The 17,109-nt window shown below is 61.9% G+C and carries 17 protein-coding genes; 14 read left to right on the top strand and 3 right to left on the bottom strand.

The features are described 5' to 3' along the window. Positions 1-789, top strand: a 789-nt coding sequence (locus tag OXH56_12805) for a HEAT repeat domain-containing protein (GenBank protein ID MCY3556187.1), incomplete at its 5' end; no start/stop codon positions are given. Positions 790-793: 4 nt separating this feature from the next. Here the strand turns inward: OXH56_12805 and OXH56_12800 are convergent. The 3 genes from OXH56_12800 to OXH56_12790 are packed head-to-tail and all read right to left on the bottom strand — an operon-like array spanning position 794 to position 3,954. Next, entirely contained in the window at positions 794-1,510 is a 717-nt protein-coding gene (locus OXH56_12800; protein ID MCY3556186.1) for a ribonuclease activity regulator RraA, read from the bottom strand. 16 nt (positions 1,511-1,526) lie between these two features. Next, positions 1,527-2,462 (bottom strand): sugar phosphate nucleotidyltransferase, encoded by a 936-nt coding sequence (locus tag OXH56_12795; GenBank protein MCY3556185.1) that lies wholly within the window; start codon positions 2,460-2,462, stop codon positions 1,527-1,529. Positions 2,463-2,496: 34 nt separating this feature from the next. Next, positions 2,497-3,954, bottom strand: coding sequence for a GHMP kinase (locus OXH56_12790; protein MCY3556184.1), 1,458 nt, complete (start codon positions 3,952-3,954; stop codon positions 2,497-2,499). Positions 3,955-4,214: 260 nt separating this feature from the next. On the opposite strand from OXH56_12790, the gene OXH56_12785 reads away from it, so the two are divergent. From OXH56_12785 to ptsP, 13 genes are all read left to right on the top strand, one after another. Continuing rightward, positions 4,215-6,425: a UvrD-helicase domain-containing protein gene (locus OXH56_12785; protein ID MCY3556183.1), complete on the top strand. Its 2,211-nt coding sequence runs from the start codon at positions 4,215-4,217 to the stop codon at positions 6,423-6,425. A gap of 84 nt (positions 6,426-6,509) precedes the next feature. Then, positions 6,510-6,794 carry an Asp-tRNA(Asn)/Glu-tRNA(Gln) amidotransferase subunit GatC gene (gene gatC, locus OXH56_12780; protein ID MCY3556182.1) on the top strand — a complete coding sequence of 95 codons (285 nt, stop codon included), beginning with the start codon at positions 6,510-6,512 and terminating at the stop codon, positions 6,792-6,794. Positions 6,795-6,816: 22 nt separating this feature from the next. Beyond that, positions 6,817-7,572, top strand: coding sequence for a 3-deoxy-manno-octulosonate cytidylyltransferase (kdsB, locus tag OXH56_12775; protein ID MCY3556181.1), 756 nt, complete (start codon positions 6,817-6,819; stop codon positions 7,570-7,572). A gap of 11 nt (positions 7,573-7,583) precedes the next feature. Next, complete coding sequence (gene kdsA / locus OXH56_12770; protein ID MCY3556180.1) at positions 7,584-8,402, top strand: 3-deoxy-8-phosphooctulonate synthase; 819 nt, start codon at positions 7,584-7,586, stop codon at positions 8,400-8,402. Positions 8,403-8,440: 38 nt separating this feature from the next. Further along, complete coding sequence (locus OXH56_12765) at positions 8,441-9,337, top strand: lysophospholipid acyltransferase family protein (protein ID MCY3556179.1); 897 nt, start codon at positions 8,441-8,443, stop codon at positions 9,335-9,337. 205 nt (positions 9,338-9,542) lie between these two features. Continuing rightward, positions 9,543-10,112, top strand: a complete 570-nt coding sequence (gene lptC / locus OXH56_12760) for an LPS export ABC transporter periplasmic protein LptC (GenBank protein MCY3556178.1) — start codon at positions 9,543-9,545, stop codon at positions 10,110-10,112. 175 nt (positions 10,113-10,287) lie between these two features. Continuing rightward, positions 10,288-11,520, top strand: a complete 1,233-nt coding sequence (locus tag OXH56_12755) for a hypothetical protein (GenBank protein MCY3556177.1) — start codon at positions 10,288-10,290, stop codon at positions 11,518-11,520. Between the two features lie 12 nt (positions 11,521-11,532). Continuing rightward, on the top strand, positions 11,533-12,276 hold the full coding sequence (lptB, locus tag OXH56_12750) for an LPS export ABC transporter ATP-binding protein (protein MCY3556176.1): 744 nt from the start codon (positions 11,533-11,535) through the stop codon (positions 12,274-12,276). A gap of 15 nt (positions 12,277-12,291) precedes the next feature. After that, on the top strand, positions 12,292-13,716 hold the full coding sequence (gene rpoN, locus OXH56_12745; protein MCY3556175.1) for an RNA polymerase factor sigma-54: 1,425 nt from the start codon (positions 12,292-12,294) through the stop codon (positions 13,714-13,716). Positions 13,717-13,748: 32 nt separating this feature from the next. After that, positions 13,749-14,051 (top strand): ribosome-associated translation inhibitor RaiA, encoded by a 303-nt coding sequence (raiA, locus tag OXH56_12740; GenBank protein ID MCY3556174.1) that lies wholly within the window; start codon positions 13,749-13,751, stop codon positions 14,049-14,051. Between the two features lie 8 nt (positions 14,052-14,059). Beyond that, positions 14,060-15,043 (top strand): HPr(Ser) kinase/phosphatase, encoded by a 984-nt coding sequence (gene hprK, locus OXH56_12735; GenBank protein MCY3556173.1) that lies wholly within the window; start codon positions 14,060-14,062, stop codon positions 15,041-15,043. Between the two features lie 38 nt (positions 15,044-15,081). Beyond that, complete coding sequence (locus tag OXH56_12730; protein MCY3556172.1) at positions 15,082-15,345, top strand: HPr family phosphocarrier protein; 264 nt, start codon at positions 15,082-15,084, stop codon at positions 15,343-15,345. Position 15,346: 1 nt separating this feature from the next. After that, positions 15,347-17,107, top strand: a complete 1,761-nt coding sequence (ptsP, locus tag OXH56_12725; GenBank protein MCY3556171.1) for a phosphoenolpyruvate--protein phosphotransferase — start codon at positions 15,347-15,349, stop codon at positions 17,105-17,107. The last annotated feature ends 2 nt before the right edge of the window (positions 17,108-17,109 follow it).

Raw genomic sequence — 17,109 nt, 5'->3', positions numbered from 1 at the left:
CCGTCGTCGCTCAGTCTCAATATCCTGGTGACTCTGCTGCACGACGATCGACCTGGCATCCGAAGAAGTGCCGTGCTCGCCCTGGATCGAATCGGGGACCGGCGCGCGGAAACCGCGCTGGAAGCCCTGCTCGAGCATGAGCAGGACCCCGCGATCGTCCAGTCCACCCTTGAGACGCTGGCCAGGATGGGCAATACCGGCATCCTGGGACGGCTTCAGGACCTCATACGGACCAGCGAAACCAGCCTCGAGCGAGGTGTGCTGGTCATGTCGGCGGGGCATCTCCTCGGCGCACCGGATCTGCTGTACCGGTTACTCCAGTCCGGCGAAATGGACCAGGACCGGGCGACGGTGCGGATTTTCCGGTCCGTCCGCCGGCAACTGGGCGGCTGGTCGCGTGTCGAAAGAGAAGCGAGGGACCGTTTCACAGCCGCCGTCGACCGCGCCATGAGCGCGTTCGAGCGTCAACAGACCGGTGAGATGCTGCAGCGGCTCGTGGAGGTTGCCCGGGACGTCGTTGCGGAAGCGCGTCCCGATCAGGAGGATGGCTCGACTCGCCCGGACCGCCCGGGCCACTCGGACCGCGCTGCCGGCCCGGACCGCCCGGGCTTTGCAGCCGATCATGAGGAACCGGCGGAAGGACCCGCGGCTGGGCCGAACGACATCGAACTGGCGTACAGGGTCCTGGCGGACCTGGAAACGGAAGGCCGGAACAGAACCCTGCACACCGAGGAGAGACTGCTGGCGGTGGTGGTCTTTCAGCGCATGGCGGACCTGGCCACCGAATGAAGGGTCAGCCCTTTTTCGCCTTCCACGCCTCATATTCGGCCAGGGTTTTTTCATCGGGCGGGTATACGCCGATGATGCTGGCGCCCTGCTGGATCTTCTGCAGGATGAAGACTTCGCGGTCCTCCTGCGCCACGGCCTTTACCGCCACTTCTTCGGCAAGATGTCTCGGGATCACCACGACGCCCTCCGCATCGCCCACGATAATGTCCCCGGGGAACACGGCTACGCCGCCGCAGGCGATGGGACGCTGTATATCGCTCGGGTAGTGCACGCTCTTGCTGTTGTGGGCGTTCATGGCCTTCGCATACGCGGCGAGCCCGGATTCGACGATGGCCGGGGTATCCCGGAACGCGCCGTCGCTCACCACTCCCGCGGCGCCGCGCTGCAGAATCCGCGTGGCGAGGATGTCGCCCATGACGCCGGCCCGGATGTCGCCCCGCGCGTCGATCACGAGCACCTCGCCCCGCCCGATGCTTTCGATACCGATCCGCTGTATGTCCGTATGGTTGTCCACGGGCACGTGCGTGATGTCTTCCCGGCCGGGTATGTACCGTAGGGTAAAGGCGGGGCCGGCTATGCGCATGTCGGGGGCCAGGGGCGCGACGTCCTGCATGAACGTGTTGTACAGGCCGTATTCCGTGAGTACGGAGGTCAGCGTGGCCGTACTCGGAATGAGCAGGGATTCGAGGGTTTCCCGCGATGGTGCTTGCTGTTCTGACATGGTATCGGTTTCCCTTTCAGTTGTTGGTTATGCCGGTGTTGGTTATGCCGGTGTTGGTTATGCCGGTTTGGCCGGCGAAGGCCGCCACGGCCTCCACATACCCTTCCGGCGAACCCGTGTCGAAGTGTTCGCCGTTGATTTCGAGGGCGAAGTACGCCCGTTGAGCCGACAGCATGGCCTGTGCCCCGGTCAGCTGCAGTTCGCCGCCTTCCGTGATGCTGTCTCTTTCCATCCGCGCCAGGCAATCGAAGATACCGGACGTCATGGCGTGCAGGCCGAACCAGCAGAGGTAGGTGTCGGCCGGAACGCCCACCACGCGCAGCCGTTCCCGCGCCAGGCCCGGATCGGGCTTTTCCACCACGGTGTCCAGTTCGTAGAGACCGTTCCACCGGGGCACGGGACGGCCCGAAACCGTCCCGAAGCGGTGTATGCCGTCGACGGATTTTCGGATCACGCCCGAAACCGGCGCCTGCAGTTCCGTGAAGGCGTCCAGCAACTGACGCGCGCAGCACCGGTCCTCCCCGCTGAGGTACAGGTGGTCGCCGAGCATGACCAGGACCGGGTCGCCGCCGACCCAGGTCTTCGCGCGGAGAACCGCATCGCCGAATCCCAGTGGACGATCCTGCAAGATCAATGTCACCTTATCCGAAAACTCACCGGGGAATTCGGCCGCGGCGAGCAGGTCCTCACGATGCCCGACCGCGGACTTCAACGGACCGGGCAGCCGCGAGAAGTAGGCGCGGATCATGGCCTCGTCTTCCGGCGCGATCACCAGGCCGATTTCTTCGATGCCCGCGTTGACCGCTTCCTCCACGATCAGTTGAAGCACGGGGCATACCCGTCCCCGGGCGTCCACGATGGGGAAGAGTGCCTTGCGCACGGCGCGGGTCGCCGGCAACATGCGCAACCCGTGTCCCGCCAGGGGGATGACCGCCTTTCGTATTCGTTTCAACCCGGTATGACTCCTTCGAATCCGCCTTGAAAGCTCAGGTTCTGCGATAAATGCGGTGCCCGAACTCGAGGGCGCCAGGCGAAGTTCCGGTTAAAACTTCGGCCTCGATCCCCGTCGCTTCGCCGTAACGTTCCAGCAGAGGACCGAGGTGGTCGAACATGCGGTCGTTTCCCGCGACGGCGACTGTCCCGCCTGCTCCGCCTCCCGTGATTTTGGCGCCGTAGAATCCGGATTTCATCCCCAGTTTCCTTATTTCCCGAACGATCCAGGCCGTTTCGGTGGACCCGAGCCCGCAACGGTGCGTGTAGCTCCAGTCCGAGGCGTACATCAGCCTGCCCGCCCGCTCGAGGAGCGCCGGTTTTTCAGAAGACCCTGACAGCCGGATGTACTCGGTGAAGTCGGTCACCCTGCGGTGTTCGTAAACTGGATGTTCCACGCGGCTGCGCACCTTGTACACCACCTCCGGGTCGACGGCCGTCACGGGATCGGGCGTGGTTCCGTAACGCCGCATGAATGCCCGGCCCGAGATAGTCGATGGCAGCAGGGACCGGCAGGAACGCACATATTCGGACGTGGACAGGTTGCACAGGTATCCAGGGCGGAGATGGGCGGCGACTCCGTTGCCGGACCGCAGCTGATCCCGCAGGATCGCCAGGCCCATGAACGCGCCGATTCTGCTGTTCGTATACCGTGCGCCCTTGATTTCGCGGCGGATGCCGGAGTTGATGCCGATAAACTGCAACCCGTCTGGAATCGGAATCTGTTCCTTCATGGTGTGGGGCTGGCAGAGCAGGGATAGCAGGCGGCCGCGGGTTCCCATCGCGCAGGTGACCTGGTCCATGATGCCGCAGGCCGCGCCGACCACGTGGTTCTCCACCTTCTGGGAAAGGACGGCCAGCGTCATCCCGTCCAGGTTGATCCCGTAGAGCAGGTTCAGGCCATGCATGGTTGCGATTTCCAGCGCGGCCGACGAGGACGCGCCTACCCGGAGCGGTATGTTACTCCCCAGCACGATCGTGGCGCCGTGGGGGAATCGATCCATATGCCCTTCGCCCTGTAGCACGGTGAAAGCCCCTGCAACGTAGGCCGCCCAGGCGGATTCCGGTGTGCTGGAGAAAAGCTGTTTTACCGTATCATAATCCACGATGCCCGGACCCGGCGCCAGGTCGTCGAGCGCCAGTGTAACGTCCGGAGAAAGGCCCAGTTCGTCCACGCCGGCGCTGTGCACGACCACCTTCCGGTCGTCCCGGGACTGAATGCCCATCACCACGGCTCGGTCGAGGGTCATCTCGCAGACCAGCGAACCACTGTAGTCCGCGATGCCGCCCATGCAGTCCAGCCGCGCGGGCGCCCGGACGACGTAGATCGGTTTCCCTGCCGCGAAGCGCGTCCCCAACGGGCCGAACGGACTGTCCGACGCGCAGGCCAGGGCGTGCTCGAAGGCCGCCGCGTCAGCGGGCAGGTTTCCACGATCCGTCAGGCAATCCAGCATCAGCAGTGATCCCGCGTTACATGCTCCGGACAAACGGGTTGGAATCGATCCGCCATAATATATCCGACTGCCCCGAATATTCAACGAAACTTTGGCTCGGACGCGCTTCGGCGGTCGTTAACCGGGACATGATTATATTGACAGGACCGATTTTGGCCGTGTATTATGGTATCGCCCTGCTCACCGAAATTTCCAGATGGATGAAGCTGGCTGAATTCCGCGTGGACTGTCCTTCTCTCTTGGCCGTTTGGGAACGGTGAATGAACCTCGCTGGCGAACTGAATTCCGCTCAAGTAAAGGCCGCGTCCTATGTCGATGGGCCGTTGCTTGTGCTTGCCGGCGCCGGAAGCGGCAAGACCCGGGTGTTGACCTACCGGATCGCCTACCTCGTTGAACATCTCGGCATCGACCCCTATCACATTCTGGCCGTCACGTTTACCAACAAGGCGGCCGCCGAGATGAAGGACCGGATCGACCGGATGCTCGGACAGGGCGACGTCCCCCAGTGGGTGGGCACCTTTCATTCCCTCTCGGCCCGAATACTGCGCCGTGAGGCGGAGACCCTGGGCTTCCGCCGCGATTTCGTGATCTACGACGGCGAAGATCAACTGGCCCTCATCCGTCGGGTGATGAAGGACCTGGAGATCTCCGACAAGCGGTATTCCCCCGAGGCGGTCCGCAGCTTTATCAGCGGAGCCAAGGATCAGCTTTTATCGCCCGCCGAATACAAGGCGCAACACACGGATTACTTCGAACAGCAGGTGGTGTCACGGGTTTATGAGACGTACCAGCATGCCCTGGAAGACTGTAACGCCCTGGATTTCGACGATCTCATCATGCGGCTGGCGTTAGGATTCGGGACGCATCCGGATCTGCTCAACCGGTACCAGGAACGATTCCAGTACATCCTGGTGGACGAATACCAGGATACCAACCGCGCCCAGTACGAATGGATCAACCGGTTGGCGCGCAAATACCGGAACCTGTGCGTGGTGGGGGACGACGACCAGTCCATCTACGCCTGGCGCGGCGCGGACATCCGCAACATCCTCGAGTTCGAAAAGGACTATCCCGAGGCGCGGGTCGTCCGACTTGAACAGAACTATCGCTCCACCCGGCTGATCCTGAAGGCGGGCAACGAAGTCATCCGGAACAACAAGGGCCGCAAGGGCAAGGAGCTGTGGACAGACAACCCCGGCGGGGAGAAGATCGGCCTGGTCGAGACCATGGACGACCGGGACGAAGCCCGGTGGATCTCCCGGAAGATCCAGGAGATGCGCAACGGATCCGGCCGTGTGCTGAGGGATTTCACCCTCCTATACCGAACCAACGCGCAGTCGCGCACGCTGGAGGACGAGTTGCGCCGCGCCGGCCTGCCTTACGTGATCGTCGGCGGCGTCCGGTTCTTCGAACGGAAGGAAGTCAAGGACGTCCTGGCCTATCTGAAAATCCTGGTCAATGGCCGGGACGCCATCAGCTTCCGCCGCATGGTCAACACCCCCGCCAGGGGCATCGGCGCCGTCAGCGTGTCCCGCGTCGAGCAACTGGCCGTCGAGCGCAGTATGGACTACCTGGAAGCGCTGTACCATGCCAGCGAGGCGGGTATCTCGGGCAAAGCGCACCGCGCCGCCGTGGAACTCGGAGAGTTTCTGCTGCGTCTCAGGTCGCGCCTGGCGGAGATATCGGGCGCGGAGGCGGCCAGGCGTGTGCTCGAAAAGACCGGCTACCTGAGGGCACTGGAGCTGGAGGCCGCGAAAAACGTGGAGGCCGAGACCCGGGTCCAGAACGTGAACGAGTTGATGGCTGCCCTCGAAGAGGCGACCGAGCGACCGGAGGAGGGACAGCCGGTCTCGGGACTGGAAGATTTCCTGGAGGAAGTGGCCCTGGTAACCGATATCGACCGGTGGGACGAATCCGTGGACTGCGTCACGCTCATGACCTTGCATAACGCCAAGGGCCTGGAGTTCCCCATCGTCTTCATCACGGGCATGGAAGACGGCCTTTTCCCCATTTCGCGCGCCATGGAAAGCCCCACCGACCTGGAGGAAGAGCGACGGCTTTGTTACGTGGGCATCACGCGCGCCCGGGAACAACTATTCCTCACTCACGCCAATTTGCGGCGCAGGTACGGGGGAACGCAGACCTCCCTGCGGTCCCGATTCATCGACGAGATCCCCGACGACCTGGTTTCCCGGGAAAGCACCAGCCGGTTTTATTCGCGGTCGTCGTGGCCACAGGAAGAAAAGACCTCAGCGCCTCCGTTCGAAGATGACATTACGTCCCCCCGGATGGTACAGACGCCCATGGGCCGGGTGCGGATATCCCAGGGACAGGACGTCAAACACCCCATCTGGGGCAAGGGACGCATCATCCAGGTCGCGGGAAGCGGGGACGACCTGCGGGCGACGATACGCTTCTCGGATACGACCAAGAAGGTGATCGTGAAATACGCCGCCCTGGAAATGATATAATGATAAACCGATATAACGGTAAGTCGATATGAAGAAATCATGGGATAAGCGCCGGTTGATCCGGCGCATGCGAAGGGGTTAACCATGACGGTAACCGTCAAGGACGTCGACCATGTCGCGGCACTGGCCCACCTGAAGTTCTCGGAAGAAGAACGGGAACAGCTGGTGGATCAGTTGAATGCCATCCTCGCATACATGGAGAAGCTCAATACGCTCGACACGACGGCCGTTGGTCCGACTTCCCACGTGCTGCGGCTGAAGAACGTCTACCGCGACGACGAAGCCGGAGCGTCGCTAAGCCAGGAAGAAGCGTTACGGAACGCGCCTGCGTCCGATCGCGGCCATTTCACGGTGCCCAAGGTAATCTGAAGACGATATGGGATCCGATAACCTGAGAATCACGGGTCTCATACCGGCCCGCTTCGCTTCGACGCGTTTCCCCGGCAAGGCGCTGGCGCCCTTGCGGGGGAAACCGATGATACAGCACACCTACGAGCGGTCCAGCCGGGCGCGGTGCCTCACCGATCTGTTCGTCGTAACCGACGACCGGCGCATAGCGGACGCGGTCCGGGGGTTCGGCGGTGAGCCGATCATGACCGCGCCGGATCACCCGAGCGGTACGGACCGGCTGGCCGCGGCCGTTCGGGAGATGGATACGGACGTTGTCGTCAACATCCAGGGAGACGAGCCGCTGATCACGCCCGAAGCCATCGAAACGGTGGTGCAACCCCTGGTCGACGATCCGGACCTGCCCATGACGACCCTCGCCCACCGGATCACCAGGACGGAGGACCTGCTCAATCCCCACATGGGCAAGGTGGTCTTCGACGAACAGGGTCTGGCGCTGTACTTCTCCCGCTCGCCGCTGCCCTGGCCGGGGGAGCGGCCGGACGGAGCAATTCTGCGCGAACACCGGTACTACAACACCGTGGGTCTCTACGGGTACCGAAGGGCGTTCCTGCTCACCTTCGCCGGGCTTGAACCGACGCCCCTGGAACGGATCGAGCGGCTGGAACAGCTGCGAGCCCTGGAAAACGGTTACCGCATCACCGTGCGGCAAACCGACTACGCCCCCCTCGGCGTCGACGTACCCGAGGACCTGGTAAAGGCGGAACGCAGGCTGGCCGCGGAGGAAGTTGCGTCGTGAATGAAGTCGCCGTGAAAAAAGTCGCCGTAGGAGACGTGGCCATAGGCGGGGGACGGCCGCTGGCGCTGATCGCGGGGCCGTGCGTGATCGAGAGCGAGGCCGTGGTCATGGAGACCGCGGAACGCCTGGTTGCGGCAACCGGACGACTGGACATCCCCCTCGTGTTCAAGTCATCCTATGCAAAGGCAAACCGCTCTTCGGCCGCCTATTACGCGGGACCCGGACTGCGCGAGGGGTTGCGCGTGCTCCGGAAAGTTCGAGACCTGGGCGTGCCTGTACTCTCGGACGTTCACACGTTGCAGGAGGTCGACGAGGCCGCGGAGGTCCTGGACGTTCTGCAGCTTCCCGCGCACCTGTCCATGCAGACGGAGCTCACCCTGGCCCTGGCGCGGACCGGAAAACCCGTCAACGTGAAGAAGGGACAGTTCCTGGCGCCGGAAGACGTGGCGTCGGTCGTCTCCAAGATCGAAAGCGCGGGCAACCGGAACATCCTCCTGACCGAACGCGGCGTCTCCTTCGGGTACCACGACCTGGTCGCCGACATGCGGTCGCTGGCCATCATGCGCCGGACGGGATACCCCGTGGTGTTCGATGCCACCCACGTGGTGAGGCTGTACGGCCGTCCGAGCAGCGACACGAGCGGCGGCACGCCCGAATTCATCGAACCCCTCGCCCGCGCCGCGGTGGCCGCGGGATGCGAGGCGGTATTCATCGAAACCCATCCCCGGGTTTCCGAGGCACTGTGCGACGCCGCGAGCATGTTGCCGCTCGACCGACTGGAACCTCTGCTGGAAAGCCTCAAGGCGATCGACGAAGTCGTGCGGCCTTAGCCTTAGCGCGGCGGATTGACCTCCAAGCGAGTACACTCGTGGCCACTCTGATCAAGCGCATGCGAAATGCCGCGATCTATCAGGCGGTGCGCGCGCTCATCGGTCTGTTGAACGCATTGCCGAGGCAACGGGCTTTGTCCGTCGGCGGATGGATCGGCGGACTGGCGTACCTGTCCGCCCGCGGTCCCAGGCGCCTTGCCCTTTCCAATCTGACACTGGCATACGGCGAAGCGCAGTCGCGCAGGCAGATCAGGCGTCTGGGCCGGACCGTCTTCCGGGAGCTGGGACGGAACGTCGTGGATGTCGCCCGGCTGCCCCGGTTCACGGCGGAGAATGTAGACGGCCTGGTCAGGGCCGATGGCCTGTCCCACCTTGAATCGGCCTATCGCGCGGGGAAGGGCGTAGTTGCGGTAAGCGCCCACCTGGGCAATTTCGAGCTGATGGGCGCGTTCCTGGCGCTCAAGGGATTCGCGGTAACTGTTGTGGCGGCCCCTCTTTACGACGCCAGGCTGGATGCTCTCCTGCTGGAGAACCGGGTGCGGAGCGGACTGGAAGTGGTTCCCCGCGACCGGGCCACCACCGCCATCCTTCGCGCGCTTAGAAAGGGGCATGTCGTGGGACTGCTTGTGGACCAGGATACCAGGGGCGCCGGCATCGCCGTACCCTTCTTCGGACACCCCGCCCGGACCCCCACCGGACCCGCGGTGCTGGCGGACCGGACGGGCGCGCCCATCGTGCCCATGGCCATTCACCGTCTGCCGGACGACACGCATCTCGTGACGGTCCGTCCGCCGATCCGGCCCGCCGGACGGTCGCCGGAAGACGTGGAAGCCACGACGAGGGCGTATACCGGAGAACTGGAACGGTTCATCAGGAAAGCACCGGCGCAGTGGGTATGGATGCACGATCGCTGGAAGGCGTCAAAGGAGGTTTGACACTGCTGCCATGGCGAACTGACAAGGCGTCCAAGGAGGCTTGACACTGCTGCCATGGCGAACTGACAAGGCGTCCAAATAGGCCTGGCGCTGCGCCAACGTTCCAACTTGATCTTGCCGGGACCGATGAAATCGGGTATTATCAGTCATGCCGCCTACCCGCAATCCGCGTGTTACGCCCCGCCTGAATCTCAGCGCATACATAATGCACGCTCGCATCCGGCCGTGGCACCAGGTCATGGCCTTCGTCCTGTTTGTGGCTGTCCTGTTCCCGGCCGCATGCCAACCCGTCGATCCGCCGGTTCCGGAAGAAGGCGCTAAGGATGCACTGCCGGACCAGGAAGCGTGGAACACGACTATTTACCTGAGCCGGGATGGCAGGCAGGAAGCCACGATCCGGGCCGGGCACCGCCTTTATTTCTCGGAAACCAACGTCACGGTCATTGATGAGGGCATCTACGTCGAGTTCTTTGAAGAAGACGGCAGCCTGGCCTCTACGCTCGAAGCGGAGTGGGGCGAGATCGACGGACAGACCCACGACCTGCGCGTCCGGGGCGGCGTAACGGTCCACAGTTCGGAACGGGGCACCCTGGAAACCGATTCCCTGACCTGGTTGAACGCGGCGAATCTCATTGTAACGGATGCCGCCGTACGATTGACCGGGGACACGGATGTCATTGCGGGCGATGGGTTTGAGGCCGATCCGGGCATGCGCGGATATATCATCCGGCGCAACATCAAAGGCCGTTTTCTGCCGGATGCACAACCGCAATGACCCCTTCGCAGAGCAGCACTTCGACCGCCGTCACGGGGGGCACGCATCCTTGACGTTCAACGGAAATTTCGGTATATTGTATCGTGGTACAGGGTCCGTTAGATGGTTGATTACGGTCTGCTGTTTCATCGTGCTTTCCGCAACTCGGGCAAGTGGCCAGGAGCGCCGTGAGCCGGTGCAAATCGAGGAAGCGGGCAGCTTCCGGGCTACCGGTGTCGACGAGGTTTTCGACCTGGCGGAGTCTGTGCGGCTCAAGCACGGAGATACTGTGCTGACGAGTGACCGGGTGAACTATGATCGATTGAAAGGTATCGTACATCTTTATGGAAACGTACGCATGATCCGCGGGACCACCACGCTCACCGCCGACGCCGCGGTGTACTATGAACAGGACCAGCGGGCTATCGGAGCGGGGCAGGTGAGGCTCGACGACGCGTTGGACGGCGTAGTGCTGACGGGCAGTCGCATGGTATTCACCCAGGATCCCCATCGCGCAGTGGCGACGGGCAAGCCGAACATGACCTGGCGGCAGAACGAAAGCAGGATCAACATCGAGGGCTTTCGTCTGGAGTACTACTTCACCGAAACCAACTCCCTGCTGAAAGCGCTGGCCGAGGAATCCGTTATCGTGGTTGACGAGGGCGAAGGTGTGACCATCTACTGTGAACACGCGGAGTATTTCAAGGCGACGGACAGCGCTCGGTTCAGCGGGGAGCCACAGCTGGTCAAGCGGCTGGAAGGCGATGAGGGCGAGATCGTGGCGACCGGGAAAGGCATGACCTACGCCTTCGAAGACCGGACCGCCGACGTGTTCGATTCGGTCAGCGTCGTGAAGGGAACGCTGGAGGGGATTTGCGATACGCTGCGCTACGACAGCGAAGGCCAGCAGATCGATCTCCTGGGCAATCCGGTGATTCGGAGCGTCCACAGCGAGATCACCGGGGATGAGATCATCCTCGAAATGGAGGACGGCGAGGTTGCTCGCGCCCTGGTTACGGGCAACGCCAAGGGCACCTATACCGCGGAAGAGATGGAAGGATCGGACCTGGCGGAAGATCTGTCGAACCGGTCGGACGACGTCGTGGAGGATCAAGCGAACGACCGGGCGGATCAGGCCGCCCAGGTGGACCAGGCCGACCAGGCTGATCAGGCGGGCCGCAGCACCATTGAAGGCCGCAGCATGGTCGTGGACTTCAAGGGCGAATCGGTGAGGATGATCACCGCGCAAGGGAACGCGGTGAGTACCTACAATCCGTCTGCGCTTGAAAGTGGCCCGACCGGCCACAACGTGGTCCGGGCAAAGGAAATCGTGATCGAACTGAATGAAGGCGAACCGGTCAAGGTGAACGCGGACGGCGGCGTGGACGGCTCCTATCTCAACCCGGAAGACGAAGACGAAATTCGATGAAGCGGAGGATCCGTGCAGTGCCTGCGAGCTGAGAACCTGGTGAAATCCTACCAGAATCACCGGGTCGTCGACGATGTAAGCCTGCGTGTAGACCAGGGCGAGGTGGTCGGACTGCTCGGGCCCAATGGGGCTGGGAAGACCACCTCGTTCTATATGATCGTCGGCATGATCAAACCCGGGGCCGGACGGGTGCTCATCGATGACCGGGAAACCGGGGTGAGCCGAAACATTACGCGGTGGCCGATGTACCGCAGGGCCCGGGTGGGGATTGGATATCTAGCCCAGGAGCCGTCGATCTTCCGCAGGATGACGGTGGAACAGAACCTGATGTCCATTCTCCAGACCTTGCCCATGTCCCGCAAAGACAGGCGTCGGCGGATGGAGGATCTGCTGGAGGATTTCGGTATCGCCCATCTGGCCAAGCACAAAGCCTATACCCTCTCGGGCGGCGAGCGGCGAAGAACGGAGATCAGCCGCGCCCTGGTGTCCGAACCGAAGTTCATCCTGCTCGATGAGCCCTTCGCCGGTATCGATCCTATTGCCGTGGAGGACATTCAGAGACTCATCGGACGCCTCAAGGAACGAAAACTGGGCATCCTGGTCACGGATCACATGGTACGGGAAACGTTGCAGATCACGGACCGGTCCTATATCATGGCCGACGGCCGGATCTATATATCGGGTACGGCCAAAGACCTGGCCGAAGACCCCGAAGCGCGCCGAATCTACCTCGGCGAACGGTTCCGCCTGGAGTAACCGGAAGGCACGCCCATGGAATTTCAACTTCAGCCCCAGACCAGGCAGCAGTTTTCTCCCCAGTTGATGTATTCGCTCAAGCTGCTGCAGTTCACTACACTGGAACTCGAGCAGGAGATCAAGGAGAAAATCGAGGAGAATCCGCTGCTGGAACTCGAGGAAGAGACGGGTGAGGCGGCGTCGGACCCCACGGAAGACCCACCGTCGGAGAACCCCGCGTCCGTTCGGGACAGCATCGATTGGGATGCTTATATACAGTACGGCATGCACAACCAGATGGATGCCCGTGAGGAGACCGAAAAGAGGGAAGATCAGCACATCCTGGAACGCGAGGGAAAGTCGGATACGACGCTCACCGAGTACCTGGTCGAGCAGCTGCGGCTTCTCGATCTGTCCATCCGGGACCGTGAAATCGGCGAATACCTGATCGGAAACCTGAACGACAGCGGTCTCCTCGACGTGCCGCTGCTGGACCTGGCACTGGAATCGAGCGTGCCGTTCGACGAGGCGGAACGGGTGCTGAAGGTCGTACAGACCCTCGAGCCTACCGGCGTCGGCGCACGGGACCTGCGAGAGAGTCTCATGCTTCAACTGGAAGCGTTGAACTTGAGCGATTCGCTTGCATACCGGTTGATATCGGAACACTGGCGCGACGTCAAGTTGCGGCGCATCGCTTCGATTCGAAAGAAGATCAGGGCGTCCGAGCAGGAGATCGGAGATGCTTTGAATATGATCGCCGGCCTCAATCCCCATCCGGGGCTGGCCGTCAGCGATTCATCCGTTATCGCCATACATCCTGATCTGATCGTCGAGAAAGTGGACGGCGAATACCTCGTCTACCTCAACGATCGCAACCTGCCCATGGTGCGCGTCAGCCATGCCTACCAGGCCATCCTGAACCGGAATGCGCAGTCCTCGGAAGAAGACCGGCGTTACGTGAGGCGCAAGCTGACTGAAGCGAACCACTTCGTCAACTCCATCGAACAGCGGCGGTCCACTCTGTTGAAGGTGACGAACTGCATCGTCAGGACCCAACGCGAGTTCCTGGACACGGGCCTGTCCGGTCTCAAGCCGATGATTCTGCAGGAAGTGGCCGACGAGGTGGGCCTGCATGTAACGACCGTCAGCCGGGCCACACAGGGCAAATACGTACAGACGCCCCGGGGCATTTTCGCGTTGAGGTTCTTCTTCGACGGGCGGTTGAAGAAAAAGACGGACGAGGAGGCCGGTGAAGCCGCGGCGGGCCAATTGGCGACCAAGACGGTCAAAGACCGCATCGCGCGGATCATCGAGGAAGAAGACGCGCGCGCGCCGCTGAGCGACCAGGCGATAGAGGAGATTCTCCGCACGGAGGAAGGTGTGCAGATCAAGCGGCGGACGGTGGCGAAGTACCGCGAGAACCTGGGAATACCCATTGCGCGAATGCGCAGAAAGATCTGACCCGATCGGCCATACGGCGAAGGGAGGCGAACGTGCAGAAATCCATGACGGCCCGACACTGCGAACTGGCGGAAGCATACAAGGAGCATGCGGACAGAGAGATCGACCGTTTGAACAGATACAGCGACAACATCCTGAGTGCGGACCTTATCGTCTCACAGGAAAAATACCGGTTCATGGTTGAACTGAACGTGCACGTCGAAGGGCACGTCCTTACCAGCAAAGAGGAAAACGCCGAAGCCTACACGGCTCTGGATCAGGCGGTTAACAAGATGGAAAGCCAGTTGAAAAAGCACAATGGCAAGTTGCACGATCACAGAACCCGGCGTCACTGAAACGAACGATGGCCACGATAACGCCCCTGAAACCGCGCGTCCTGCTGATCAAGAACCTGGTAGAGCAGGTCGACCTGAAACTGTCCCCGCTGACGGGTGAAACGGGACTGTCCAGGAAGATAGCGAACGCGGAGACGAACCGGCCCGGACTCGCACTGGCGGGTTTTGTCGAGCGATTTTCCAGCAACCGGATTCAGATCCTGGGAGAGACCGAATTAACCTACCTGAAGAGTCTGCCCGCGGACCAGCGGCGTGCGTCACTGGACCGGCTGTTCAACCTGGGCTTTCCCTGCATGGTGATTACGAAGGGCATGGATCCACCGCGGGAACTGACCGAAACCGCCGAACGATTCGATACCGCTGTCCTGGGCACTTCACTTACGACGGATGCCTTCGCGCAGTCCCTGATCGAATACCTGGAACCTTACTTCGCGCCGATGACGACCGTGCACGGCGCCCTGGTCGACGTGTACGGCGTGGGTCTCCTGTTCACGGGACGCAGTGGAATCGGCAAAAGCGAAACGGCCCTGGACCTGGTGGAACGGGGCCACCGGCTGGTGGCGGACGACGTGGTTACGGCTTACCGGATGCGGCGCGGTGTCATCATGGGGACGAGCAACACGATCACGCAGCATTACATGGAAATTCGCGGCGTGGGCATTATCGACGTCACCAGCATGTTCGGCATACGCAGCATCCGCGTGCGCAAGCGGATCGAAGTCGTCGTAAACCTGGAGGACTGGAACAGCGACGGAGAATACGAACGGACGGCGCTCGATGAGAAGACCACGACGTTGCTCGACGCGGAACTGCCCTATGTTCGGATTCCCATCAACCCGGGCAAGAACCTGACGGTCATTTCCGAGGTCGTCGCGCTAAGGCATCTCCTGAAAGTCGTCGGGATCAACCCGGCGTCGATATTGAATCAGCGGGTGCTGGAGGTCATGAAGGAAGGCGAGAAGGTCCGGTATCGCAGGGAAGACTACGAGTAGAAGCATGTCACGCAGGTCTGAATGGATCGGGCAGCGACTTGGTAAGGAAAACCGTTTCCGTAAAGAACAGGAAGGGGTTGCACATGCGACCCGCCGAGCAACTGGTTCGCACGGCGTCCAGGTTCAAGTCGGAAGTGACGCTGGTCAAGGACGACATGCCGGTGAATGGCAAAAGCATCCTGGGAGTCATGATGCTGGCTGCCGAGCACGGAAGTGCAATAACGGTGGAGATCGAAGGACCGGACGAAACGGATGCCCTAAAGGCCATCACCGACATGTTCGACAAGGATCAGGAGCCATAGTATGAGCGAGGAGCGCCGCGTTCTGAAAGGCATACCGGCATCGCCGGGCATCGCCATTGGACGCGCCTTTGTCTATAACCGACGCTTCGCCGCCGTTCACCAGCGTCCGATCCCCGCCGACGGTGTAGAGGCGGAAATCCAACGGTTCCGGTCCGCCGTCGACGAGGCGTTGGACGACCTGACCCGGTTGCAGCGCCGCATCGCGGTGGATTTCGACCAGGACGTCGGGAAGATCTTCCGCGCGCACCAGGCCGTACTCGAAGATCCGGAAGTGGTGGATGTTACCATCGTGCGCATCCGGCGTGAGCTGACCAACGCGGAGTATATCTTCGACGATGTAATGCGAGGATGGATCGCCAATTACTCCTCGATAGAGAATCCATTCTTCCGGGAACGGACCGCCGATTTCGAAGACGTGCATTACCGGGTGCTGGCGAAGCTCACCGGCAGCGCGCAAACCGGGATCGAGGCCGTAGACGGGGAAATCGTGCTCGTGGCGCACAGTCTGTCCCCTTCGGATACCGCGGAAATAGACCGGGAATCGGTCTGCGGCTTCATCACCGATGCCGGTGGCCAGACGTCGCACACGGCGATCGTCGCCCGCGGTCTGGCCGTGCCGGCGGTGGTGGGGACCCACATCGCCACCCAGGCCATATCGGACGGCATGATGATCATCATCGACGGCAACAGCGGGATGGTCCATCTCGATCCGGATGCCGACACGATCGGGCGGTACAGGGAAACGAAGTCCCAGTTGTCGGTGCTGGAACATGAGTTGCAGGAACTCCACGACCTGCCCGCGGAGACGCGGGACGGAAGGCGCATCGAGCTGTCGGCCAATATCGAACTGCCGGCTGAACTGGAAGACGTCCTGAACCACGGTGCCGACGGCATCGGCCTTTACCGTACCGAATTCCTCTACCTGGTAGGCAACGAATTGCCTTCCGAAGAGGAACAGGCCCGGACGTATCAGCGCATCGCGAGGCGCATGGCGCCGAATCACGTGATCATACGTACGGTGGACCTCGGGGCGGACAAAATGCCGAAGCAGATGCCGGACGAAGCCAATCCCGCCCTGGGCCAGCGGGGCATCCGGCTCTGTCTTGACCGGCCGGAAATGTTCAAGGTACAGTTGCGCGCCATTCTGAGGGCCGGTGTTGAGGGCAATGTGAGTATCATGTTCCCCATGATATCGGGAGTGCAGGAACTCCGGAGAGCGAAGGCGCTTTTTGAAGAGGCGCGGAATGAACTGCTGGAGGACGGAGTGCCTGTCGACCCGTCGATGTCGATCGGCATCATGGTCGAAATCCCTTCGGCCGCACTGACGGCTCACGACCTGGCAAAGGAAGTGGACTTCTTCAGCATCGGCACGAACGACCTGATCCAGTATACCGTTGCGGCCGACCGGGGCAATCCGAGCATCGCCTCCCTGTACAATCCGTGCCACCCGGCCGTGCTCCGCCTGGTCGCGTCGGTGATCGACGCCGCGCACGACAACGATATCTGGGTGGGCGTGTGCGGCGCCATGGCCGCCCATCCCCTGGCGGCCTGCATACTGCTCGGTCTCGGCGTAGACGAGCTCAGCATGAGCCCTATCGACATCCCCGAGATCAAGAGCCTGATCCGATCGGCGGACTACCAGGAGCTAAAGACCATTACCCGGGAGGCGCTGGACCTGTCCACGTCGGAAGAGATCATGCGTTTCATGAAACCCCACCAGCCGAAGACCGAGCTGGACGTATCGGACATGCTGCGCATCTGACG

Source organism: Gemmatimonadota bacterium, from assembly GCA_026702745.1.
In the GTDB taxonomy this organism is placed as follows: Bacteria; JAAXHH01; JAAXHH01; order JAAXHH01; family JAAXHH01; genus JAAXHH01.
Note: the sequence above shows the minus strand (reverse complement) of the source record. Positions and strands in the feature narration are given on the sequence as shown.

Coding starts and splice junctions, on each gene's coding strand:
- gatC (MCY3556182.1), top strand. CDS start 6,510: ATGACGGTAACCGTCAAGGACGTCGACCATGTCGCGGCACTGGCCCAC.
- OXH56_12790 (MCY3556184.1), bottom strand. CDS start 3,954: ATGCTGGATTGCCTGACGGATCGTGGAAACCTGCCCGCTGACGCGGCG.
- OXH56_12785 (MCY3556183.1), top strand. CDS start 4,215: ATGAACCTCGCTGGCGAACTGAATTCCGCTCAAGTAAAGGCCGCGTCC.
- lptC (MCY3556178.1), top strand. CDS start 9,543: ATGCACGCTCGCATCCGGCCGTGGCACCAGGTCATGGCCTTCGTCCTG.
- ptsP (MCY3556171.1), top strand. CDS start 15,347: ATGAGCGAGGAGCGCCGCGTTCTGAAAGGCATACCGGCATCGCCGGGC.
- OXH56_12800 (MCY3556186.1), bottom strand. CDS start 1,510: ATGTCAGAACAGCAAGCACCATCGCGGGAAACCCTCGAATCCCTGCTC.
- hprK (MCY3556173.1), top strand. CDS start 14,060: ATGGCCACGATAACGCCCCTGAAACCGCGCGTCCTGCTGATCAAGAAC.
- rpoN (MCY3556175.1), top strand. CDS start 12,292: ATGGAATTTCAACTTCAGCCCCAGACCAGGCAGCAGTTTTCTCCCCAG.